21 protein-coding genes are annotated in these 23,206 nt (G+C 62.4%); 12 read left to right on the top strand and 9 right to left on the bottom strand.

The features are described from left to right. Positions 1-306: 306 nt before the first annotated feature. Positions 307-570 carry a hypothetical protein gene (locus ACW9KT_RS19900; protein WP_457083663.1) on the bottom strand — a complete coding sequence of 88 codons (264 nt, stop codon included), beginning with the start codon at positions 568-570 and terminating at the stop codon, positions 307-309. A gap of 372 nt (positions 571-942) precedes the next feature. Between ACW9KT_RS19900 and ACW9KT_RS19895 the strand changes: the two genes are divergently transcribed. After that, positions 943-1,089, top strand: coding sequence for a hypothetical protein (locus ACW9KT_RS19895; protein WP_457083661.1), 147 nt, complete (start codon positions 943-945; stop codon positions 1,087-1,089). A 358-nt stretch (positions 1,090-1,447) separates the two neighbouring features. After that, on the top strand, positions 1,448-1,828 hold the full coding sequence (locus ACW9KT_RS19890) for a RidA family protein (RefSeq protein WP_457083659.1): 381 nt from the start codon (positions 1,448-1,450) through the stop codon (positions 1,826-1,828). Between the two features lie 89 nt (positions 1,829-1,917). Here the strand turns inward: ACW9KT_RS19890 and ACW9KT_RS19885 are convergent, their stop codons facing one another. Together ACW9KT_RS19885 and ACW9KT_RS19880 are read right to left on the bottom strand one after the other, a co-directional pair. After that, the gene (locus ACW9KT_RS19885) at positions 1,918-2,211 is read right to left on the bottom strand and encodes a hypothetical protein (RefSeq protein ID WP_457083657.1); all 294 of its coding nucleotides are present in this window, start codon (positions 2,209-2,211) and stop codon (positions 1,918-1,920) included. Positions 2,212-2,605: 394 nt separating this feature from the next. Beyond that, positions 2,606-5,554 (bottom strand): PAS domain-containing sensor histidine kinase, encoded by a 2,949-nt coding sequence (locus ACW9KT_RS19880; RefSeq protein ID WP_457083655.1) that lies wholly within the window; start codon positions 5,552-5,554, stop codon positions 2,606-2,608. 751 nt (positions 5,555-6,305) lie between these two features. On the opposite strand from ACW9KT_RS19880, the gene ACW9KT_RS19875 reads away from it, so the two are divergent. The 4 genes from ACW9KT_RS19875 to ACW9KT_RS19860 all read left to right on the top strand — a co-directional run bounded on the left by ACW9KT_RS19875 (position 6,306) and on the right by ACW9KT_RS19860 (position 9,042). After that, positions 6,306-6,845, top strand: a complete 540-nt coding sequence (locus ACW9KT_RS19875) for a heme NO-binding domain-containing protein (RefSeq protein ID WP_457083653.1) — start codon at positions 6,306-6,308, stop codon at positions 6,843-6,845. A 150-nt stretch (positions 6,846-6,995) separates the two neighbouring features. Continuing rightward, a complete protein-coding gene (locus tag ACW9KT_RS19870) occupies positions 6,996-7,247 on the top strand; it encodes a LytTR family transcriptional regulator DNA-binding domain-containing protein (protein ID WP_457083651.1) in 252 nt (83 codons plus the stop codon). A gap of 327 nt (positions 7,248-7,574) precedes the next feature. Further along, positions 7,575-8,144, top strand: coding sequence for an RNA polymerase sigma factor (locus ACW9KT_RS19865; RefSeq protein WP_457083649.1), 570 nt, complete (start codon positions 7,575-7,577; stop codon positions 8,142-8,144). Positions 8,145-8,787: 643 nt separating this feature from the next. Then, complete coding sequence (locus ACW9KT_RS19860; protein ID WP_457083647.1) at positions 8,788-9,042, top strand: hypothetical protein; 255 nt, start codon at positions 8,788-8,790, stop codon at positions 9,040-9,042. Between the two features lie 133 nt (positions 9,043-9,175). Here the strand turns inward: ACW9KT_RS19860 and ACW9KT_RS19855 are convergent, their stop codons facing one another. Then, positions 9,176-9,745: a BLUF domain-containing protein gene (locus ACW9KT_RS19855; protein ID WP_457083645.1), complete on the bottom strand. Its 570-nt coding sequence runs from the start codon at positions 9,743-9,745 to the stop codon at positions 9,176-9,178. Positions 9,746-10,093: 348 nt separating this feature from the next. On the opposite strand from ACW9KT_RS19855, the gene ACW9KT_RS19850 reads away from it, so the two are divergent. Further along, positions 10,094-10,225 carry a hypothetical protein gene (locus ACW9KT_RS19850; protein ID WP_457083643.1) on the top strand — a complete coding sequence of 44 codons (132 nt, stop codon included), beginning with the start codon at positions 10,094-10,096 and terminating at the stop codon, positions 10,223-10,225. 140 nt (positions 10,226-10,365) lie between these two features. On the opposite strand, the gene ACW9KT_RS19845 is transcribed toward ACW9KT_RS19850, so the two are convergent. Next, positions 10,366-10,788, bottom strand: coding sequence for a response regulator (locus ACW9KT_RS19845; protein ID WP_457083641.1), 423 nt, complete (start codon positions 10,786-10,788; stop codon positions 10,366-10,368). A gap of 209 nt (positions 10,789-10,997) precedes the next feature. Between ACW9KT_RS19845 and ACW9KT_RS19840 the strand changes: the two genes are divergently transcribed. The 3 genes from ACW9KT_RS19840 (at position 10,998) to ACW9KT_RS19830 (ending at position 16,762) form a co-directional block, all read left to right on the top strand. After that, a complete protein-coding gene (locus ACW9KT_RS19840) occupies positions 10,998-12,209 on the top strand; it encodes a PAS domain-containing sensor histidine kinase (protein WP_457083639.1) in 1,212 nt (403 codons plus the stop codon). 78 nt (positions 12,210-12,287) lie between these two features. Beyond that, positions 12,288-16,325: a PAS domain-containing protein gene (locus tag ACW9KT_RS19835; protein WP_457083637.1), complete on the top strand. Its 4,038-nt coding sequence runs from the start codon at positions 12,288-12,290 to the stop codon at positions 16,323-16,325. A 5-nt stretch (positions 16,326-16,330) separates the two neighbouring features. Further along, positions 16,331-16,762 (top strand): response regulator, encoded by a 432-nt coding sequence (locus tag ACW9KT_RS19830; protein WP_457083635.1) that lies wholly within the window; start codon positions 16,331-16,333, stop codon positions 16,760-16,762. A 79-nt stretch (positions 16,763-16,841) separates the two neighbouring features. On the opposite strand, the gene ACW9KT_RS19825 is transcribed toward ACW9KT_RS19830, so the two are convergent. Next, a complete protein-coding gene (locus ACW9KT_RS19825) occupies positions 16,842-17,453 on the bottom strand; it encodes a recombinase family protein (protein WP_457083669.1) in 612 nt (203 codons plus the stop codon). A 276-nt stretch (positions 17,454-17,729) separates the two neighbouring features. Between ACW9KT_RS19825 and ACW9KT_RS19820 the strand changes: the two genes are divergently transcribed. Next, positions 17,730-17,963 carry a hypothetical protein gene (locus ACW9KT_RS19820; RefSeq protein ID WP_457083633.1) on the top strand — a complete coding sequence of 78 codons (234 nt, stop codon included), beginning with the start codon at positions 17,730-17,732 and terminating at the stop codon, positions 17,961-17,963. 398 nt (positions 17,964-18,361) lie between these two features. Next, positions 18,362-19,096: a DUF6843 domain-containing protein gene (locus ACW9KT_RS19815; RefSeq protein WP_457083631.1), complete on the top strand. Its 735-nt coding sequence runs from the start codon at positions 18,362-18,364 to the stop codon at positions 19,094-19,096. Positions 19,097-19,751: 655 nt separating this feature from the next. On the opposite strand, the gene ACW9KT_RS19810 is transcribed toward ACW9KT_RS19815, so the two are convergent. The 3 genes from ACW9KT_RS19810 to ACW9KT_RS19800 form a co-directional block, all read right to left on the bottom strand. Next, positions 19,752-20,909, bottom strand: coding sequence for a hypothetical protein (locus tag ACW9KT_RS19810; RefSeq protein WP_457083629.1), 1,158 nt, complete (start codon positions 20,907-20,909; stop codon positions 19,752-19,754). Positions 20,910-21,645: 736 nt separating this feature from the next. Next, positions 21,646-22,101 (bottom strand): hypothetical protein, encoded by a 456-nt coding sequence (locus tag ACW9KT_RS19805; protein ID WP_457083627.1) that lies wholly within the window; start codon positions 22,099-22,101, stop codon positions 21,646-21,648. Positions 22,102-22,361: 260 nt separating this feature from the next. Next, a complete protein-coding gene (locus ACW9KT_RS19800; protein WP_457083625.1) occupies positions 22,362-23,198 on the bottom strand; it encodes a C10 family peptidase in 837 nt (278 codons plus the stop codon). Positions 23,199-23,206: the final 8 nt, after the last annotated feature.

Raw genomic sequence — 23,206 nt, 5'->3', positions numbered from 1 at the left:
CCCCGGCGGCACCAGCGTGCTGGTCCGGCTTCCCTGTTAGACGCTCGTGCGCTAGTCATCAATAGCTGGTGCCCTCAGTTGCTGCTTCCCCCTTTGTTACGCGTTATCATCTGACTATGACCTCGCCCAGCCGGTTACTTAGTGGGCGTAGACCTGATTAGCCGCCTGGACGACGCGCAACTGCTCGTTGGCGGTAACCAGCTCCCTGTTGCTGAGCAGCAACTGCTCGTTGGTGACCGAGAGTTCTTTGTTGGTCACGGCCAACGCCTCATTGGCCAGGGCCAGCTGGTGGGCGGTAAAGTCGGGCTACCACTCGCGGGCGGCGACCTGATAACGGGCCCCAACGTGCGCGCTCACGTCGTAGGCGAACAGCAGCAGGCCCGTGACGACGCCGGCCGTGTCCCGAAGTGCTTGGGCCAGGAAGGTAAAGTAAACCGGTCCGTGGGGGAGGTCCAGTAGCCGCACTTCCTGGTGCCCATGGCTGATGGTGCCGGTGTGGTAGGTCTGGTCGATATTCCTAATCCTTAGTTTAGGAGCCGGGGACTTTATGGCAAGCCGAAGCTGGTTCACGTAAGGCGGCTTATCCGCCTAAAAGCTGTTAGCTGGTCAGACGGCCCTTAGCGCTTGGGCGTAGCGTCATGGGGTGATGCATAGTATTATTAGCGGAAAAGGAGATGTTTAATGCCCTTCTCTAGGGTAGCCTCGTAAGCAAACGTATGGAACCCTCCCCCTGGACTCGCTCTGTTTATAAAGCCGATAAGACGGGCCTTCTCATGTGCGGCGTCAACGGGTTTTGCCTGGCTTGCCTGCTGTGGGAAGCGGGGCTGCTCTAGGAGCCAAAGCACCCGCCTTCGAGTAGGAAGAAAAGGGGGTGTCTGCATCTTTCGATGAAATAGTACTCGTCAGCAAACCATTGCCTAAGTACCTTGTCCTAAGGAGGCGATGGAAAGACACCTCCTGAAAAAACCATGGCCTGCTCGGCTGCGCTATCTGCTCTTGAATGGGCGGCACGTGCTCTGGTCACTGGTGCTGTTCTTGATCATCTGTCTCCTGGTCGCCGAAATCTGGCGCGAGTTAAGCCCTGAATAAGGGAGGATGAACCAGGGGCCTCACGCCGCAAACGCTAGTCGGATGGCCTTGGGTACGGGCTACGAGCGCTGGCCCTTGCCCTCAGCTCAGGGCTCCTGTGCCGGGTTCCAGCACGAAGTCAAGGCATTACTACGGTTGAGCTAGGAATCACCACCTTCCAGCCTAAAGCTGATCAGTCCATGTTAGAGAGCAAAAAGTCCCGGCATCGACCCCGCTTTTTTGGTATTGTATTGCACCCGCAACGTTAGCCCCGCCCCTTACTGAGCCTAAGCGACGGGGTCAATATCCGGTCGGAACCAGCACTTTTACGCCCGAGCCGCTCGCGCACGGGCGCCGACTTCCCTCCTTTCCTAACTCTATGCGACAACTGATTTCTTCGGGGGCTCCTTGGGAACAACGGGTGGGCTACTCCCGCGCCGTGCGCGTGGGCCAGGTCGTGGAGGTGGCCGGCACCACCGCCCAGGACGGGGAGACGATCAGCGGGCACGACGAGTACACCCAAACCAAGCGCATTCTGGAGAAAATCCGGGACGCGCTCCAGCAGGCCGGCGCCGCGCTGACGGATGTGGTGCGCACACGCATCTTCGTGACCAACATCACGGCCTGGGAAGAGGTGGGGCGCGCCCACGGCGAGGTGTTTGGGGACATTCGGCCCGCCTGCACGCTGGTGCAGGTGGCCGCGCTCATCGATCCTCGCTTGCTCGTCGAGGTAGAAGCCACGGCCATCATCCCCGGCTAGCAGGCCTCCCCTCTTTTGCTAGCTTCCAGCGCCCGCGGGCTAATGCGGAGTTGGCGGCCCGCCCTGTAGCAGTAGATTACCGTTTAAAGCTATAGCCTCCCCTCGCTCTCCTCCCAAAGCCGTAGCTCGTCGGGCGTTAGGTGCGCGGCCATATAGGCAGCCATGGACCGGCCCCGGTGCTCGAGCACCGACCGGCGAAAGGCGGGCAGCGTCAGGCAGGTGCGCAGCCCTAGGGTATGCATTTGCAGACGGGTGGGGGCGGGCAACAGGTCAAACCAAGTGGCTAGTTCCTGGGCCGTAATCACGAGCTCATCCACTTGCCGGTAGTAGGCCAGCACGGTATCGGTGACCTTATCACAGGGGGGGATATAGGGGGATTCCATCGCCATTTTATTTGCTACGGGTAGGTGGGGCGGCTGGTTTGGCCTAACAGCCTAACCCCAACCGTAGCCTAGGCTGCTACCGCCGCCTACGCCGGAGCCTTACAAGTCAAGCCCTTGTGCTTTCCGCCCGGCCCACTAAAAAAGACGCAGGACTGGATTCCGAGCCCATAAAAGTGGCCACCACGGCCCGGCAACCCTTAGCCCTGCCAGCAGGGCCCTGGTTATCTTGTTGAAGCAGTAGGGCACACCAGCGCTGCCGGAATACTACCCGCTGGCTGCCTGGTTGGCTTCTTGTCAGTGTAATCCTACGGCCCGTTGAAACGGGTCCCCGGATGAGTCACCTGCCTGCTCCGGCGCTAACCCGCGGGGTGGATAGTCGGGTAGGCTCCTGTGCTCATCCTGGCTGCCCCGCCGCAGCGGCCTCGTGCGCGTCCAGGGCTGGGGGCAGGTAAACCATAAAGGTGGTCCCTTCCCCCAGCTGGCTCTGCACGTCCAGGCGCCCGCCCGCATTGTCGACTATTTTCTTGATCATGTACAGGCCCAGGCCCGAGCCCTCCACGTGGGTGTGCAGGCGCTGGAACATGCCGAAGAGCTTGTCCGTCCCCTGGCTCAGGTCCAGGCCCAGGCCATTATCCTGCACCCGCAGCACGTGATTGCCCGCCTGCCGGAAGTAGCGCAGCCGCACCTGCGGCGGTCGGTCGGGGTGATGGTACTTGAGCGCGTTGCTGAGCAGGTTGTAGACCACGCTGCGCAAATTCTTCTCCGAGAAGGGCAGCCGGGCGCTGGCCGGCACGTCGACCACCAGCTGGGCACCGGTTTGCTGCACCAGCGGCTGCAGGTCGAGCCGCACTTCCTCCACTAAGGCAGCCAGCGGAACTGGTGTGGCGGCCTGGGCATGCGCCTGCTGCAGCTTGCTCACGTCCGTGAGGTAGGCAATAGTCCGCTGAAAGCGCTCGGTGGCCTGGTGCATAAACTGGAGGATCTCGGGCACGTTGCCGACCTGGGCCGTGGGGGGCAGCTCCTGCCCCAGGGCCAGCAGCAGGCCTTCGATGTTGGATATCGGGGCTTTCAAATCGTGGGAGGCGGTATAAATGAAGTTGTCCAGGTCCGCGTTGGTGCGCTGCAGCTGGCGGTTGGAATGGCCTAGTTCGTCGTTGGTGGCGCGCAGCTCCTTGTTGGTGGCGGCCAGCTCCTGGTTGAGCTCCTCTACTTGCGCGCGGGCCTGGACCTGGGCCGTGACGTCCGTGGCCACGGCCGCCACCCGGCTAATTGACCCATCGGCGTCGCGCAGGGGCTGATACACAAAGTTCAGGTACACGGTTTGGGTGCTGGCGCCCCGGCGTAGCCGGGCCGCGATGCCCTCGGCCACGAAGGCCTCGCCGCTGCGGCGCACGCCATCGAGCAGTTCCTGAAAGCCCTGATCGCGCACTTCGGGCAGGGCCTCGAACAAGGGGCGGTCCACCACCTCCGCCCGGGTGCGGCCCCAGAGCTGGGCCATTAACGGATTGGCCACTTCAATGACGTAGTCCGGACCCTGGAGGATGCCAATGGCCACGGGGGCCTGCTCGAACAAATCCTGCAGTTGCTGCTCGTGCAGGGCTCGTTGCTGGCGGGCCAGCACCTGTTCGGTCACGTCAAAAGCGAAGATGGAGACGCCGACGATGGCGCCCCCCTCCCGGTAGGCCTGGTAAGTAAAGTTGAAGTAGCCCGGGCGCGCGGGCTGGCCTGGGGCCGGGGGTGGGGTAAAGGGCAGCTCCTGGCCAAAGAACGTCTCGCCCGTCTGATACACGCGATCGATAAGGGCGCCAAAGCCCTGCGCCATCAGTTCGGGCGCAGCCTCGGCCAGGTCACGCCCTACCAGCTGGCGGCCGGGAAAGAATGCTTGATAAGCGGGGTTGACGTAGTCGTAGCGGTGGCCGGGGGCGCGTAGCAGGGCAATCAGGGCCGGGGTTTGCTCGAAGACGGCCTGGAAGGCCGCGCGCTCCTGCACCTGGCGCTGGGTGGCGGCCAGCACCTCGCGCTGCAGAACGACTGTTTGTTGGTGGGCCAAGACCTTCTCGGTCACATCCACGACAAAGACCAGGATGCTCTGGGGCTGACCAAGCACGTCGGGCAGAGGCTGGTAAAGGAAGTCGAGGTAATGCAGGGCGTGCTCCCCCGTGGCGGGGTTCAGCATCTGCGTGGGCCAGTCGGTACTGCGGAAGGGCTGGCCGGTGGTGTAGACCTGCCCTAAAAGGTCGATAAACCCTTGTTCGGAGGCTTCAGGGTAGACCGCCGTGACGGGCAGGTCCAGGCCGGCGCGTCCCCCAGCCAGGGTCTGGTAGGCTTCGTTGAAGAAAGTGTGGCAGTGCTCGGGTCCGGTGAGCAGGGCGATGGCGGCGGGCACCTCCCCCAGAATCTGCGCCAGCTGGGCCTGCTGGTGCTGCAACTCCTGCGTGCGCTCCTGCACCCGGGTTTCCAGCGCCTGGTTGAGCTGCTCAAGCTGCTGGCGGGCCTCCACTTGTTCGGTCACATCGACGGCCAGGTCAAAGACCCCTAGCAGCGTGCCCGTCGCGTCATACACGGGCTGGTAAGCAAAATTGAAGTAGTGCGTGGCCAGCTGCCCCTGCTGAAGCAACTGGGCCGGCACTTCAGTCCCCAGGAAAGGCACGCCGGTGCGGGCTACCTCGTCCAGCTTTTCCGTGAAGCCCTGACCGCGCAGCTCCGGGACCCCTTCCAGCAGCGGGCGGCCCAGCACCTGCTCCGCCGGATGGCCGAACATGGCGCTGATGCGCGCGTTGGCCAGCGTGACCACGTAGTCCGGGCCCTGGAACAGGGCGATGCCTACGGGGGCCTGGGTGAAGACGGCCTGCAGCAGCGCCCGCTCCCGCTCCGCCTCGGCCAGCAGGGCCCGTTCCCGGGCCTGGCTGGCGCGCAGGGCTTCCTCCACGGGGCTGCGGGGCTGATCGGCCGTATCCGTAAAGCTCACCAGCAGGCCCGCGCCCACCCGACGGGCAGCGAGGCGGTAGTAGTTGTCGTAGCCGTCGGCCTGGTAGTTGATGTTGTACTCCCGGGGCTCGCCCGACTCGAAGGCGTCGACGTGAAAGGCAAACGTGCCGTGCGCCTCGCTGTGCGGCCACTGCCCCAGGTGGGTCAGGGTGGGCACCTGGGGCATGCCCATCATGCGCTGGGCGGCGGGGTTGAGGTAGGCAAAGGTGAAGTCTACGATCTGGCCCGAGCCAGCGGGGTCGAAGAGGGGCGTATAGAGAATGACGCCCGTCAGCGAGACGGCCAGCAGCTCGCGCAGCACCTCGTCGAGCGGGGCGACGGCCGCAAAAGGGGAAGTTGAGGAAGCAAGAGCCATACGTAGACCACCAGGCCGAAGCGAAAAGAAGACAAGCGCCGCCCATCCATCTGGAGGGGCGCTCAAAGGTAGCGTAACCCGCGGCAACACCCCCGGGGACCATTTAGGGGTGGCGGCGCAGCCATCCACCCGCCCCCGGCTGGGACGGAGATGATCTCTCCGATGGCGAGGCGAGCCTTCCGAAGGGACTATAGCCAGGCCTGAGGGCTCACACAGGTCGACGCATGGCGGGCTCAATAAGTCATCGGATTCAGACCCTATGATTATTGGCAGGTGAGTAAGCTAAATACGCTCGCCCGCGTGGTCCAACAAGACGGTTCCGAAACAACAGACCCCTTTGCTTTCTGGCCCTAGCTTGTTGACCTGCCTTCAAGAAGGCCGCTTGACCTACTTCCCCTGTTGCGCCGATCTGCTTTAGTAGGGATAACAAGCTTTACTTATCGCACGGTTGTTCAGTTTGCACGGCTTCCCTTGTTCAACGAATAGACGCGAACCGAAGGTCGGCAAAGCTACCACGCGTCTTTGTGCCTCCATTCCGGCTGACGGTCGCGCCATGAATGTGCTATGAAACAGCACTTAGATTGGGAGCTTGTACATTAGCAAAGTGGCAGCCTAACAAGCTGAACCATAAAATGGGCAAAATCACGAAGGAGCCGCGAGGTAGGTATTTTAAGAATTAAACCCCTACCTCGCCGGCCAGGCAACTGCCCTCCTCATCAATCATTTTCCAGTTAATTCATCACTGTATCTTATGCACGGCCATATTTTCATGTTGCTAAAACGCTACGTTCAAACGCAGTACGACCATAGCACATGGCTTAAGCTTATGAAGAATGCCGGCTTGGAAACCCTGGAATTTGATCATAAAACAGTCTACCCCGACCAGCATATCTACGACCTAGTAGGCCAGGCTGCCGAGATGACAGGAATCCCTGCGGGTGAACTGCACGAGAAGTTTGGCGAGTACCTCGTGCCCGATCTGATGTTTATGTATCAGAAGCACATCCGGCCCGAGTGGAAAACGCTCGACATGATTGAGAACACAGAGATGACCATGCACAAGCAGGTGCGTAGTGAGCACGTCGAGAATAGGCCCCCCGTACTGCAGGTGCGGCGCTTAAATGAAAACGAGCTGATAATTGATTACATCTCTAAACGACGTATGAGTGGATTAGCAGTCGGCATTGTGCGCGGCCTAGCTGCATATTTCGACGAAGCTGACCGCATCGACGTGATGCCCACCACCAGCGAAGACGGGGAGCGGGTAAGTATTCATGTGCGGCGCAGCTAGGGCAATTGTGCGGGCGTAGCCCCCACTTCTTGACGGCACCATTGCCAGAAAACATCTAGTGAGAATATTTTTTGTGGTCGGATGACCATTCAACGCGCAAACCACCCACCCAGTACAATTCCGTAAGATTTGTATACTGCTTATCGCTGAATGTTCGTAACCAAATTGGGTAAAACCGCCGACTCGGCCCTGCGTGGGTTTGCTCTGCGGCTTTCAGGCCACACTCAGGTCCAATACCTGGAGGCGCGGGGAAGTTACATCCTGCTACGGGGTGAAGGCCAGCCCCACCCGATGCGCACGACCCTAAGCAAGCTGGCGCGCCAACGGGGTGCCGACCACTTCCTGCGGGTGCTCCGCTCCCTAATGGTCAACACAAATTACTTCCAGGGGTTGCCCCCGTGAACGTATGGGGAGTGCGGGTTGACGCTGCCCGACGGCACGCACTTGACCTCCTCGCGCAGCTACGCCGAGAACCGGCCGCCCTTGCTCCGGCGCGGCCGGCCCTCGGCGCCCAAAAAATGGCTGTTCACACGCCATTGTGGACTTGTGGGATAATCCCTTTGCTGTTCACCCTCAAAATAGTCCACCTTGTCCTAACCTCGGGAACAAGGCCACGGGTTCTGCGTAGGCAGGCCATGCCTCTCACTTACTGGTTTCGGTGCTACTAGCACTCTCTTTGGTAGGCCGTTGCCCACTCTCTGCCCTGTTCGATCTTTTTCCTGCTTGCGTATGCCCACCCTGCTCCCTTTGCCGGTGCCCCTAACGGAGGAAGAACGTCTGGTGCAACGGCTCCTAGCCCGGGACGAGCGTGCCTTGGGCCTGCTCTACCGGCAGTATGGGCCCACCCTGCGACACGCCATTCGGCGCCTGGTGCGCCAGGAGGAGCTCGTGCAAGATATCCTGCAGGAAGGCTTGCTGCGCATCTGGCGCCACATCGGACGCTACGACCCGGCCCGGGGCCGCCTCTTCACCTGGATGCAGCGCATCTGCTGCTACCACGCCATCGACGTGCTGCGCAGCGCTCGTCACCACCTGCACACCCGGGGCCAGTCCCTGGACACGGACGCGGCCCGCTACCTGCCGGCTCCCTGCACCTTTCAGCCTGAACACATCGGCGTGCGCGACCTCACCCAGCGCCTCGCGCCCGCGCACCGGGAGCTGATCGCGCTACTGTATTTTCAGGGCTACACCCATGTGGAAGCCGCTGAGCAGTTAGGCCTGCCCCTGGGCACGGCCAAAACCCGAGCGCGGGCCGCCTTACAGGTGCTCAGCAAGCTGGCCCGGGAAGTAGAGAACTAGGGAGCCAAAGTAATACCCCCCGCGGGGGAGCGCCCCTGGGGCCAAGGCCCAGCCAGAATAGGGCAGAGCAACCCAACTACTACCGCTTAGCTGGGCGACAGTAGCTAGAAGACGTAGCAAGCACGGGGACCCTTGACGGCCAAAAGTCAGTTTTCAAAATAAGTTGTTAAAGTGCTCCTCGTAGGTGACTTTGGTATCATGTTCGCCTGCCAAGCCCTTCAAACGTCTCGTTAAACAAGCGACCTTTCCCTGGCCCTCTCCTCTGCGGTCAGCCGGTAAGATGCCGGCTTGTTGTGTCGGTAATTCCTTATGAGCCACGGCTATTTTCCTGCTCCCCCAACGATGCTTTCCCCTGAGCAGCAGCTCGGTTGGCGGGCGCGCGTGCGGGAGGCGGAGCGGCTTGTCGGGCTTCTTGAAGGAACGGTACCCGTCGCTTCGGGCGACACCATGGCCCTGCTCGCGCGCTATGTCAAAGGGGAAATGAGCCTGGAGGAAGTGCTCGCCGTGCAAACGAGACGGCTAGGGCCCCGGCGATCCTAGAGGGGGGCGCCGGTGAATCATAACCTATCTACCGGCGGCAGACTACGTAAAGGAGGAGCAAGTTTAGTTGTAGTTACTAGTTTAGTATATGGTTAGCTGGCTTATGGCGCATCAAGCTTCCTTAGTGGCGCTCGCGGGCATTCTGGTCGCGATTATGGTGATTAACCGCCTCCTTTCCCAGGGGCAACGCCCCGCCGCGGGCAATCGCGCCGAGGATGCGAATATTGGGAACCGCCGGCCGTCGCGCGCCGCTGGCACCCTGGACCCGGGTGCCCCCACTAGTGGGCTGCCCCCCACGTCGCGCGCCGTTCGGCGCTCCCTATCCCGAACCAGACCAGGCAGCCAAACACCGCGGTAGGGGCTGCGGCAACAGTAACTAGGCCGGTTTAGGAATAGAAGCCCAAGCGAACAGGGCAGTTGGCAGGCAGGGCGCAAGATGCCCTGAAATGCGCGGCCCCGCAAGCGCAACGCGACGGCGACCGGCAGCTCGCTCAGCCCTGGCCCGCCGCCACCAGCGCCTGCCGGTCGGGGTCCAGCACCGGGGGCTCGGCTAGCGGATCGGCGATCACGGGCAGCACCTGCTCTACCACCAGGGGCGCCAGGGAGCCAAAGCGCAAGCTCCAGTCGGCAAACCGCCGCTGGGGCTGCGGGCCCTGACTGAGGGTGACCACCTGCTCGTGGCGCGGGTCGCGCTGAATCCGCGCGTATACGGTTTGCACGTCTGCTTCGGCCCCCTCCAGCACCTGCACGTAGCGCCCCGCGCTGTAGAGGAGCAAGCCCGAGAGCTGGTGGCACGCGTTGTAGCGCCGGGATTGGGTGAGCAAGGCCTGCAGGCCCGCCTCGCTCGGCGGCGCGGTAGCCCGGCTGTGGTAGAGCACATGGTAGACGCTGCGCGTGAGTAGGTCCTCTACTTCGTCGAGGGTGAGCAGGCCGTCGGCATACTGCTCCAGCAGCTGGCGCTCGTAGCGCTGCGGGGCCAGGGGCGTGTTGGTGGCTACCTTCACGGCCCAGTCCACGGCGCGGCGGCGTTGGGCTTCGGTGGTGAGAAGGGGTGTTGGCATGCCCTTGTCTACGGGCCCCAGGGTCGGTAGATACCCGGAAAAGAAGCCATAAACTACGCAAACAAATGCGTAAAGCACTTACCTACTACCTTCTTAGCTCCTGCATAGCTGTAGCCCCCGGACCCTCCTCCGGCGGTGCACGAGAGCCACACCTGAGGTTGCGTATACCTATGGAATTGAGTAAGTTACACCTCCACTGTAACGGCAATCGAAATGGGGGCCATCACCACGTTAGCGCAGTACCAGGCGGGGGAGGGAATTGTCATGGATACCAGTCAAGCCTGTTGCCGAGTGGGGTGTTCAGACGCCAACTATTGCCTCTTCGTGGTGTGAGACGGCTACCACACGGTGTGTCTTACCGACGAGGAATACGACTGTATCCAGCGCCAGGTCAGTCCCGCCTATCATCCCATCCCGGTCTACCGGGAAGCCTTAGCTGGCCTGGGCCGGGGCAGTTACGCGACCAGTAACCGCCGCTAAGGGTGCCTCTTCGCTCTTTCGTGCTGCTCAGCACCCGGCCAAGCATAAGATGTCGCTTTCGGCGGAGCGTGACGCCTCAAGGGAGGAGAATAGGTTCACGTAAAGCCAGGGAAAGCGTAAAGAAAGCGAACTCTAGGCCCCTAACCGACCGGAAACTGGCGCTGGTAGTGGAGCTTGAGGATGGTGTCCATCTTGTCTTTGGTCAGGGGCTTGCTCACCAGGCCCGCAATGGGCAACTCCTCGAGGCGCCCCAGGTCGAGGGAACTCATGGAGGCCGTATGCAACACAATCACCACGGCCTGCTGCTGCGCGGCGGGCAGCTGGCGGTAGGCTTCTAGAAAGGTCATGCCATCCATGCCCGGCATCTTTACATCCAGCAGCACCAGCACCGGGCTGCGGGGCTGGGCGTGGGCACTGAGCTGGGTTAGGGTGGCCAACGCTTCCGCCCCGTCCGTGGCAGCCAGGTACTGCTCGGCTACGCCGAGTTGGCGGAGCAGGCGTTCGTTGAGGTCATTGGTGAGCGGGTCGTCGTCGACCAGCAGCACACTGGAGAGTTTTTGCATCAAGTGAGCAGGCGAGCGAAAGGAGCAGTAGCCATAGGGTAACCAAGCACGAAGATAGCATAGCGGCAGCTACGGCTCAGGTTGAGCGACTACTTCCGGCCAGCAGGGCACTTGTTTTCTACCCCCGTCCGGGGACCATCGAACCAGGGAGGCGAGGGGCGCGTACTGCTGAGGCACCCGTACCGTCCGCGGGCTGCTATTCCCCCGCTATGGCTGACGCACCCTTATCCTCACCTAACCCGGGATCTTCCAAGGGAGAAAACCACGCGCTGCGCCCAGAAAACGGCGAGCTGCGCGCGGACCAAGTAGTGGCTACCGCCCACGCGGCCGAGCAGGATCGCTACCAGCAGAGTCAGGCCCGCTTTCGCACCGTGTTCGAGAACTCCCCGCTGGGCCAGAAAATCATCACCCCCGACCTGACCATCCGCCAGGCCAACCCCGCCGTGTTGGCCATGCTGGGCTGCGCCCAACTGGAGGACCTGGTGGGTCACAAAATCATCGAGTTTGCCCACCCTGCCTACCGGGCCGACTGGCAGGAGTTGCAACGGCGCTTGTGGGAACATAAGCTGCCGCACTTCTCGCTGGAAACCTGCCTGGTCCGGGCCGACGGTTCCTCTTTCTGGTGCCAGGTCACCTCGGTCTTATTTCCCGACGAAGACGGCGAACTTGGCTACACCATCTTAGAAGACATCTCCGCGCGCAAGGGCCTGGAAGCGAAGCTCCAGCGGCTTTACGATGCCCAGGAAACGATTCTGCAGCTGGCTACCCACGACATGAAGGCCCCCGTGGCCCAGATTGAGCTGCTGGTCGACTTGCTGCAGCGCGAGGTCGCCAGCCGGGCCGGGGACGGCCCCCCGCCCCCGGAGATGGTGCACTACCTGAGCCTGATCCAGCGCGCCTGCGCCCACGCCACGGACTTGCTCGAGGACGTGCTCTACGTGGGTGATTTGAATGAACATGGCCTGGACAAGCGGCCCACGAATCTGAATACTTACCTGGCCGCGCGGCTCGAGTTGCATCGCCTGGCTGCCCAGGGCAAGGGGGTGGCCTTGGTTCTGGACCTGCCGGCCGAGCCCGTGTGTGGGCGCCTGCACCCCGACAAGTTCGGCCGGGTGCTGGACAACCTGGTGGGCAACGCCCTGAAGTTCACGCCGGCGGGAGGCACCATCACGCTGGGGGTGCGACCTCAGGAGGGCCGCGTGCGGATCACCGTGCAGGATACGGGCATCGGCATTCCGGGCAAGCTGCACCACCAGTTGTTCGACAAGTTCAACCCCACGCGCCGCACGGGCCTGCACGGGGAGACCACCACGGGCCTGGGGCTGTTCATTGCCAAGCAGATTGTGCAACTGCACGGGGGTGACATCTGGCTGGAAAGTCGCGAGCAGGAAGGCACTACCTTCTTCGTGGAACTGCCCTAGTCAGATAAACCCGACCTTCGTAGCCCGCCCTTCGCCCTCCCCACTGTTTTGATGCCCTTCGCCCCACCCCCGCCCGACTTGCTGTCCGTTTTCAACGCCCAGCCCGGTGCCAACCTGTTGCTTTCCCCGGAGTGGGTAATAGTGGGCGCCAGCGACGACTACCTGGCCGCGACGCTGACCCAGCGGGCCACTATCGTGGGGCAATTCATCTTCGATGCCTTTCCCGATAACCCCGCCACGCCCGAAGCCAACGGCGTGGCCAAGGTGCGCGCCTCGCTTCTGCAGGTGCTGGCTACCAAACAGCCCCACGAGATGGCCCCGCAGCACTACGACGTGCCCGACCCGGCGCAGCCCGGCCGGTTTGTGGAGCGCCACTGGCTACCGCGCCACACGCCCGTGCTCGACGCGGCCAGGCAGGTGCAGTTCATCATCCAATCCGTCCAGGACATTACCGCCCGCCGCAGGGCCGAGCGGCTGTTGCGCGACAGCCAGGCCAGTGAGCGGGACGCCCGTGCCGAGGCCGAGCAGCAGCGCGAAGAGCTGCGCCAGCTCTTTGAGCAGGCCCCCGTGGCGCTGGCCGTGTTTCGGGGTCCCAGCCACGTCGTCGAAATGGCGAATCCGACCGTGCTGCGCATGTGGGGCCGCACCTCCACGCAGGCCCTGAACACGCCCTTGTTCGAGTTGCTGCCGGAGACCAGCGGGCAGGGCTACGAGGAGTTGCTGGCCGGCGTGCTGGCCACCGGCCAGCCCTACGTGGCCCACGAAATGCCCTCGTTCATTGACCGGGAGGGCCGCCGCGACACCGTGTACTGGAACTTCGTGTACCAGCCCCTGCGTGGGGCCGACGGCCAGGTGACGGGCGTCACGGTGGTAGCCGCCGAAGTGACGGAGCAGGTGCTAGCCCGCCAGCAGCTGCAGCAGCTCAACCAGGAACTGGAGGCCTCGGTGTTCGAGCGCACCCAAGCCCTGCGCCACGCCAGGGCTGACGCCGAAGCCGCCACCCAGCGCCTGTTGCGCGTCACCGAAAGCCTGCCCAGCACCACCTTCACCACCGACGCCAGAGGGCAGGTGCTCTACCTCAGCCCGCAGTGGTACGCCTACACCGGCATGGCCCCCGGCGCGCCCGTTACCGAAGCGTGGCCCACCTTTATTCACCCCGACGATCTGCCCGTCATTGCCCGCGAATACGGCGCGGCCCTGGCCGAAGGCCGCCCCTGGAGCTACGAGTTTCGCCTGCGCGGGGCGGACGGGCAGTACCGCTGGTTCGCCAGCCAGGGCGTGCCCGAACCGCTGGCCGACGCCGAAGCCGCCGGTCGGCCCCGTTTGTGGTACGGCGCCAATCTCGACGTCCATGACCTGCTGCAGGCCCGGCGGGCGCTGGAGCAGCAGGAGCAGCGCATGAGCGAAATTTTGGGGCAGGCCCCGGCCATGATTGCCACCTTTGAAGGCCCCGACCACCGCTTTGCCTTCACCAACCCCGGCTACGACGCGCTGGTGGGGCACCGCGCCCGCTTGGGCGTGCCCTTGACCGAGTGCTTCCCCGAAGCAGCGCACCAAGGCTTTATTAGCCTGCTCGACGGCATCTACCGCACCGGCGAAGCCTACGTGGGCCGCGAAACGCCTACCGAGCTGCAACCGCCCGGCGGCGAGCCCGCGCTGTACTACCTCGACCTGGTCTACCAACCCCTGCGCGACGGGCAGGGCCACACGACCGGTATTCTGACCTTTTTGACGGACGCCACGGAGCGGGTGCAGGCCCGCCTGCAAGCCGAAGCTCTGCAGGCCCAGGTGCTGGCCGCGGCCCAGCAGCAAGCGCAGGAGCGGCTGGCCTTTTACCACGTGTTCGAGCAAAGCCCGGCCGTGGTGGCCCTGCTGCGTGCCCCGGGCCACCGCTACGAATACGTCAACCCGGCCTACCAGGCGCTCTTTCCCGGCCGCCAACTCGTGGGCCTGGACCTGGCCGTGGCCGCGCCCGAACTGGTGGCCCAGGGGTATAAGGCCCTCATCGACCAGGTCTACCAAACCGGCGAGACCTTCTTTGGCACCGAGCAGCCCTTCACGCCAACCCCGGCCGCGGGGCAGCCGGCGCGCACTTGCTACTTCAATTTTACCTTCCAAGCCTACCGCGAGGCCGGCGAGATCGCCGGCATTTCCATCCTCGCCTACGACGTGACCGAGCAGGTACTGACCCGCCAGCAGCGCGAGGCCGAGCGCGAGCAGTTGCACAAGCTTTTTATGGACGCCCCGGCCCCCATTGTTATCCTCGACGGCCCCGCGCTGGTGTATCAGCTGGTCAACCCAGCTTATCAGCGCATCTTCCCCGGCCGCACCCTGCTCGGCAAGCCCTTGCTGGAGGCGCTGCCCGAAATGGCCGGCATCCCCCTGCTCGACGACTTGCAGCGCGTATACGAGACGGGCGAAACCCTCGTGGCCCAGGAGCTGCCCCTGCGGCTGGCCCGTCACGACGGCGGCCCCCTGGAAGAAATCTACTGGACCTTCACCTACCAAGCCCGCCGCAATGCCGCCGGGGAGGTGGACGGGGTGCTGGTCTTCGCCCACGAAGTCACCGACCAGGTGCAGGCCCGGCGCGTGGTGGAAGAGGGCGAGCTGCGGGTGCGCTCCCTCGTCGAAGCTGCGCCCTTTCCCATCGGCGTGTTCGTGGGCCCGGACCTGCACATCCAGTTTGCCAACCAGGCCATTCTGGACGGGTGGGGCAAGGGGTCGGACGTGATCGGCCAGCGGTTTGCCGACGTGCTGCCCGAGCTGGAAAACCAGGCCATCTTCGAGCAGGCGCAGCAGGTGTACGCCACGGGCGAAGCGCTGCATAAACGCAATCAGCGCGTGGATGTCCTCATGCACGGCCAGCTCCAAATCTTCTACTACCACTACAGCTTCCTCCCGCTGCGCGACGCCGCCGGCCGCGTGTACGGCGTGATGAACACCGCCGCCGACGTCACGGACGTGGCCGAAGCGCGCCTGCGCGTCGAGCAGTTTGCGGCCGAGGTGCAGGAGAGCGAGCAGCGCTTCCGCATCATGGCCGACGCCGCGCCCAACATGGTGTGGGCCGTGCACCCCGATTCCACCATTCGCTACATTAACCGCGCGTTTGTCGACTTTGTGGGCGTCAGCCAGGAGGAGTATAGGACCAGCGGGTGGGGCCCCTACATGCACCCCGAGGAGATGGCCCGGGTCCAGCAAGTGCTGACCGACGCCATTGCTCAGCGCCGCGTCTACTCCCTGGAGCACCGCATGCGGCGCCACGACGGCGAGTACCGCTGGTTGCAGGCCCAGGGCGCGCCCAGCTACTTTCCCAACGGCGAGCTGTACGGCTACGTAGGCTCGGCCATCGACATCACGGACCTCAAACAGGCCAACGAGCAGCTCACGCGCACCAACGTGGACCTGGACAACTTCATCTACACGGCCTCGCACGATTTGAAGGCGCCCATCAGTAACATTGAGGGCCTGCTCTATTTGCTGCAGGCGGAGCTTCCTACCGAAGTGGTCCAGGACGCGGCGGTCGGTCCGACCCTGACGCGCATGCTCGACGCAGTAGAACGCTTCAAGCGTACCATCGACCACCTGACGGAGGTGTCCAAGCTGCAAAAAGAAAATGCGCCGGCCACCACCCTGGTCAACCTGGCCGCCGTTGTGGAGGACGTGCGCCAGGATTTAGTGCCTTTGCTGCAGGAGACCGGCACCCAACTGGTGGTCGAAGTCGCGGCCACGCCGCCGATTCACTTCGCCGAGAAAAACCTGCGCAGCCTCGTCTACAACCTGCTCAGCAACGCCGTCAAATACCGGCATCCCGACCGCACGCCCCACGTCGACGTGCGGGCCCACGTCCGTGATGGCCACACCGTGCTCGAAGTGCACGACAACGGCCTCGGTCTCGATCCCACCCACTTGCCTAAGCTCTTCACCATGTTTCAGCGCTTCCATGACCACGTCGAGGGCACGGGCATCGGCCTGTACATGGTCAAGCGCATGGTCGACAACGCCGGCGGCCGCATCGAGGTGCATAGCCAGCTCGGCGCCGGCACCACCTTCCTCGTTTTTTTACCCCACGCGGATAGCCCCGCCGGGCAGCCCTTTCCTGCTTACCTCCCTGCCTAAAACTCATGGCTGCCATCTCCTGCACCCTGCTCGTCGACGACGACGACACCACCAACTATCTTAACCAAGCCCTGCTCCGGCGCATGGCCGTCAGCGACACCGTCCTGGTAGCTGGCAACGGCCAGGAAGCCCTCGACCTGCTGCACACCCACTGCGAGCTGCCCACCTCGCCCACCTGCCCGGCCCTGGTGCTGCTCGACATGAAGATGCCGCGCATGAACGGCGTCGAGTTTCTGCAGGCCTACGCCCAGCGGCCCGCCCGCCAGAACCCCACGGTGGTCATCATCATGCTCACCACTTCCCTTAATCCCAACGACGTGGCGCAAATGCAAGGCCTGCCCATCAACGGCTACCTCACCAAGCCCCTCACCCGCGACAAAATCAGCCAGGTGCTGCTGGAGCATTTCGGCCACGTTGCCCCCACTAAGCAAGCATAGCAAGCCGGGCGAGCCACCTAGCCTACTCGTTTAAGCCTGTTTTTCACCATTGGCCTTGGTTAAAAGGTTGGTCCAACGGTTAAGTGGATGGGGTGGCTGGGGCTGGTTTGCGGTGGGCGTGGATGACCACGTTGCGGTGGCGTAAGTACTTGTAGAGGGTGACTTTGGAGATGCGCAGGCGCTGGGCAATCTCGTTGACGCCGAGCTGCTGCTCCCGATAGAGGGTTTCGGCGATGATGGCCGTGCGCTCGGCTTCTTCGGATAGTCCCCGCTGGCGGCCGCCTACCCGGCCCCGTGCCCGCGCCGCAGCGAGCCCGGCATGGGTGCGCTCGCGAATCAGCTCCCGCTCAAACTCCGCGAGCGAGGCGAACAGATTAAAGACGAGCCGGCCCTGAGCGGAAGTGGTGTTGATGGCATCGGTGAGCGACACCAGGCCCACGCCCCGCTGCTGCAACTCGCCCACCACCTGCAGCAGGTGCTTGAGTGAGCGCCCCAACCGGTCGAGCTTGTAGATATACACCGTGTCGCCCGTGCGCAGCTGCGTGAGCAGGCGCTCTAGCTCCGGCCGGCTGGCGCTCGCGCCGGATACCTTCTCCTGGTAGATGGTCTCGCAGCCCGCTTTCGTGAGGGCATCGAGTTGCAGTTCCAGATTCTGGTCGCGGGTCGAGACGCGGGCGTAGCCGATGTTCATAAGGCAAAAGTACAGCTTATCCGTCACGAAGGTAACGTTAAGTGTACTTTGATTGCTGAACAAGTTTTCTGAACTAAACCGGCAGCTGTTGGACCTCATTCCTTGTGAAGCAGACCGGCAGTTTAGTTGTACAAAGAAACGTTCGTTATGACATAAGGGAATAAGCTAGGACGTACGCGCCTTGGCGCGAGGGGCGCTCCCGTAGGCCAGCACGCTACCCAGCAGGGAGAACCAGAACGCAATGACCAGCGCGTTCCACCACCACCTTAAATCGTCGTGGCTGCCGCGGAAGCCCAGCCATCGCAGGAGCTGATGGGCAGCGGGGGCGTGGAGCTTGGTTTGGCGCACCAGCTCGGCCACGCGGTTCACGCCGTAGACGGCGGGCACGCCAAACCCGACCCAGCACCCGAGGCTAGCCCCGACCGCGACGCGTTGCAACCGGCGACTGCGCGGGGCCAGCCGCCGTACGAGTCCGCACAGCACGACCAAGACCGGCAGCATCAGCAGTAACGGAAACAACAGATAATAAGCCACGGCCCGTACGCGGGCCGGAAGATGGAAGCCCAGCGCGTGCCAAAGGTAGTGCCGCGGATACATCCTCCCGCGTGCCTAGCGCCCACCTCAGGGGCGCCATAGCCTCGTCGCCATTGGCTATCCTCGATGCGCATGCGGGAACAGTCGCCACGAGGATAGCCCACTCGTTTTAACGGCATAACCAGCGGCGCGTTGGTGCTAAGAGGCAGTTTACTTTAACGGTGGTTCAAGCAAGGGAGCGTTTCTTTGGGTGGAGGCAGTCCGCTTCCTCCTTGGCCCCCCTTTTGCCCCTAGGGGGACCGCCCACCCGCCGTTGGGCGGCCTGGGCCGCCTTGATCGTCCTGCCACCCTACTTGTTTTCCCTGTTCCGGACCATGTCCCCCCGCTATATTTCTACGCGCCGCTTCGGCTTTTGGGCCGGGCCCTTCTTGTTAGTGGGCAGTCTACTGCTGGCCGTGCTGGTCATGATCGGCACGGCTTATTTCCCCCCCTTGGTCTTCCTCTTCCTGCTGCCAGCCGTTGGGCTGCTGGTGGGGGTCCTGCTCATCGTCAGGGGCACGCAGCCGCTCTGGGCCAAGCTATTGGCCTTGCTTTCTCCCGTGCTCGGGCCCATTGTATTCATTTTAGTCGTGGGGTCCTTGCTGCCCGCCGAAGACCATGTGGTCTTCTTAATTCCTGCTGACTTTCGCGGGCAAGTAGCCTTGGTGTGCGAGGAAGGCTATTTTAATCCCCTCCCGCGGGCGGGCCGTGACATTATCCTGACCGTGCCGGCCAGCGGCCGGCTGACTACCTCGGACCCGCCCGACAAGCGCTGGCTTACCAACGCGGACTATTACCTGATCGATGCGGCCGGGCATCGCGTAGGCAAATTACCCCGGCTGGACGACGCGGCCTTTGACCAGCATCTACGGCCCAGCGAAACCCGACCGGAAAAGGATCGGCAAGCGGTGGGAATATTCACTTCGGGGCTACACTACAAGCGCCCGCGCGGTGCCCCGGACTATTCGAACATACCGGGCAGTTTCCCCCCCAAAGAAGTGCCTTACCTCTCCTTTACCGTTTCCTGCTACGATAGCCTCGAGAACGCCCTGCGAAAATCCGCCTTTTAGGGGCTTGGTGAGGGAGTGGGGAGAAGCCGCTGCTGCCAAGGGGTGCCAAGCCCACCGGTCGGCCGCCCCTTAGGGTAATGCGGGGCTACGAGGACGGGTGCTTGTGGCGGCGCGGTATGTGCCATTTGGCATAGCATTACGTCAAGCTGTTTTAATAAACATCATGAAGCGCCTCGTCCTGCCCTCGCTGGGCGCCGCTTACCGGAGTATGACCTTGGAGAAGCTATACCCCAAAGCTGTGGCTAAGTGATTCGTTTCGCAGGGGTTTCCTTAAGACCATAAGGGCGCAACCTAGCGTACCGTAAATGGCTTTATTTCACTACATAGGCACTCCTTTCGTGGTGAAGCTGAACGAGAACATTGAAAAGCTTGGCTACATCAACGGGAAAACGGCAAATCCTGCGGCCCTTGGTCGAACCTCTATCGGGAGCGCGGACCGCGTCCGCTTAACCGGGCGCTCGACTGCTACGACCGGGTCCTGGTACCCTTCGGCCCTGGGTCCACTGTGGCCGTGGAGCTGGCCCTGCCCCAAAGTTTCCGCAGGCCGAGCCGGCGTAGGGTTGAAGGAAGAAGATCCCCCCGTGTCGATGAGTAGGCAGCCAGCTATATAGAACTTTGAGCCCTGCTACCCTAGCACTTAATTGAGGCCAGCCTGTTATTTGGCGGCCGCTTTTACAGCACTAAAGGCCCAAAAACCATTTTCATACATGCTCATGCTCAGGTGGTTGGTATCTTTATCCAGGGTAAACTCAATCCTCACGTCGGCCTGGGGCAGAAAAAACGCCGTCCACGATTGGGGCTGCAGCACCTGAGACTGGCCATCGATGGTGGTAATCTTCAGGCCCTCTTTATCCGGGGAAACCGTGATAGGACCCGTGAACTCGTTAAAAAAAGTGCCGGTATAAGCCGCTTTTTGGTCTTCAGCCAAATCGATGCGCTTCGGTTCCGTCCAGCTACGCGCTGGCCGGCTTTCCATCAGGGCTCTCAAATCCGTAAAGGCATACGATTTACGCCCCTGCGCCAGCAATTTTTTGAGGTTGACGTTAACTGTATTCTGGGGGTCATACTGCGAGAAAAACCAGATGTCTCCCGTCGACAGGTTCTGCACGTTGGAGTACAGGGTGGATTCTCCCTGCGCCGTTTCCTTACAGATAGCCATCATCGTTGCTAGACTGGCTTGTTGCGCGGCTAGTTTTGCCGTGGCTTTCGGGTAGCGCCAGCACGAGGAGCCGTCTTCTTTGCCGCAGATGTCAAAATTGGTGGACACCAGCGGCTGGCCTTTCTCCATTAGCTGCATACCGGAGGCGCTGATAATGGCAAACCGGCCCTGCCGGTCGGCCACGTGCATCTGCGCGCCGCGAAAGCCCTGCTGGAACCAGTAGGTTTCGAAGAAGCGAATGACCTCCTGCACGGAGCTCATCGTGGCCAGGATATGCGGCAGGATGGCTTCGTCCCCCGGCGGAAATACCTGTTTGGTTTTGGGGTCGAAATTCTCCACCCATTTGATGGCGTTGAAATCAAAGGTTAACCCGGCCTCGTTCATTCCCCCCTGCAGGTTACTGCCTTCGCCCAACTTGGGCGAAAAGTGGGACAGGGTATAGTAGCCGTATTTGGCCCTGCCGGTTTTTGGAAACACATTGATAAACTCACCTACGCCCACGGCCCCATCCTCGTTGTTTGCGTTCCACACCTGCCCGTTGGAAGCAACGGCGCTGACGATGGTGCAGGCCAACGCTGGGGTAGGAGCCAGAAAAGCAGCGACGACAACCAAAAGGACAGCAGGGGCGAATAAGCTGAAGGTCAACTTTTTCATAACTTTTTTAAGTAAAGCCGAGACTAGGCGCCGACCATGATACTTTGTGGTCGTCAGCGCGATGGCCACAGTTCCAGCCACCTCCAAATTAAGGACATATGAGCCTTTGGATCAAGCACGTAACAACTGAACAAAGCAAATTAACAGGTTCGCTATATGTTAGAGTCGACCCAATGGCCGGCGCCCGGGATACTGTTGAACTGGATAAGTCCAGGCGACGGGCCCGAGCGGCGAGCCCGGGCCCATCGGAAAAAAGGTTGAGCATGCTAGGGCCGCAGTTGTAGGAGCTAAAAGGGAGAAGCCAAACAAGGAGTCTAGGTCGAGCGGGTACCCATGGGGTACCACTTGGGTGGTGGTTAACGCGCGCCTTTGGAAGTACGCCCGGCGGCGAGGGCTTCCGGCATCGTGCCCGACCGCTGGGCGGTGGCCGCCCCGCCTAAGAACCAGGACTGCTCGGTACGCCGCGGGTACTGCGGCGTGCCGAGCAGTAGGTATTCGGAGGGCCCCAACCGAGCTGACCCGTTCTTCCTGCTGCACTCGGCTTAGCAGTTGTGGAAGAGCCGACATCGGCAGGGTGTGAGCTGCGCGCGGTCGTGTTGGCCATGGCCTAGGCTGGTCCGAAAAGGCGCTCGTCCGCCCTTACCGCTGACGCGACGACGGGTCACCCGGCGTTTTGCCCTGCGCAAACCCAAGCGGGCGGAGGGTACGTAGGGCGTAGCCTGCCCGCATGGCAGCTTCAATCAGCGGTTACCTGCTTAACCGCTACCACTTGACGGGGTAGGACGGGGCGCTGCTGCCTCACCGAAATGGTCGTAATAGCGTCCGGGTCGGTTACCTGCACGAGGTAGACGTGGCGGATGGCGCCCACCTGCACCAGCAGACGGTAGCGCCCGGCCCGCAGTCCCTCGAAGAGGAGCTGCTTGCCGTAGACCGGCCTTAGGGAAGCCTCCCGAAACAGGGTCTCGCCGGTACTGCCCCGCCACACCCGCACCCGGCAGGGCTGCAGGCCGGGGTTGTTTACCCGTAAGTCCAGGGTGGCCCCCTCTCTTTGGGTGAGCCGCACGGGCCGGGCGACCAGTTGCTGAGCGTGGGCCGGCGCAGTAGCGAAGAGGCCGGCACCCAGTAGCAGTCCGGTCAGCCGGCGGGTGCTACGGGTGCACCGGTAGCGGAGGGTAGAGAAAAAGGTTTTCATCGGACAAGTGAAAAAGGTGGCTGGGGGCAAGGGCAAGAGATGGACCGACGTACCGCCCGACTGTGCAGGATTGAACAACGTGGGGCGCCGGGTAATCGGTAAAAATTTAGTGTGACGCCATCCAGATAATGTTATATTATCTTGTTTTTAAGGCAAAAAGCCGCGCACCTAGCCTGTCTTACAAGCTGTTCTTCAATGGAGGGGCTTACCTCTGCCGACTTTTGGAAAAACAAAGCTGGCTAGCTCGCGCATGGTACCCCTTATTGGCGTGCTAGCGGCTTGATGGTAACAAAGGCTCGCAGCATGAGGTCGTCGGCGACATCAATGGGCCGAAACAAGTCGTACCAGCCGGTGCGGAACCCGCCGGACCCGTAATTGATGTGCACCCAAAAAACACCGTGCTGCTCGTGGTACCCATCAATGACCGTGGAGTGCCCGAAGCTGGTGAAATTACCGTAGTGAAAATACACCGGCCGTTTGGCCTTTATTTCCCGGCGGATAACCCACTTGACGCTATCCGGACCAATCAGGTGCCGGATGTTTTCTTTTGTGGCGATGGCGTCCAGTTGGGCTTTTGACAAGGGGCTCTCACCCGTAAAGCTGCCGTAGAAGACGGCTTGGGCCGCGTAGTGCTTTTCGATTTGCCCGGCCGGGTTCACCACGAGCCGGTACCGCCCAGTCCCGAAGTCTTTCTGCACCGCGGCGGCCGTTAGGTAGGAATAGCGGGCCACGGCCTCAATCTCTTCCGGGGCACTGCCCGCGTTAAGCTGGGGAGCGAAGTGGTGCCAGGGCAACGGGTAGCGCGAGAGCGTGTCTTGGACGGCGTACCCGTTCGAGCAGGTATAATTCACCGTGCCCGCTGGCCGGAGCCGGTGGTAGTAGAGGATCTGGGCCAGCGCGGTGCTCCAGCACCCCAGGCGCTCCTGAGCGGGCGCGTACCGGGCATAGATGCCGAACTGGTCCCAGTTGGTTTGGAGCAAGTGCCGACCCCGGGCCAGGGTAACCGGCTGCTGCTGGGCAACCTGGTCGGCGGCGATTTGGGCGGGGGCGACGAAGCTGGTGGTCAGCCAGCCGAGCACGAGGATGGTTGTTTTCATGGGTCTGC

Source organism: Hymenobacter sp. HD11105 (genome assembly GCF_054051685.1).
Note: the sequence above shows the minus strand (reverse complement) of the source record. Positions and strands in the feature narration are given on the sequence as shown.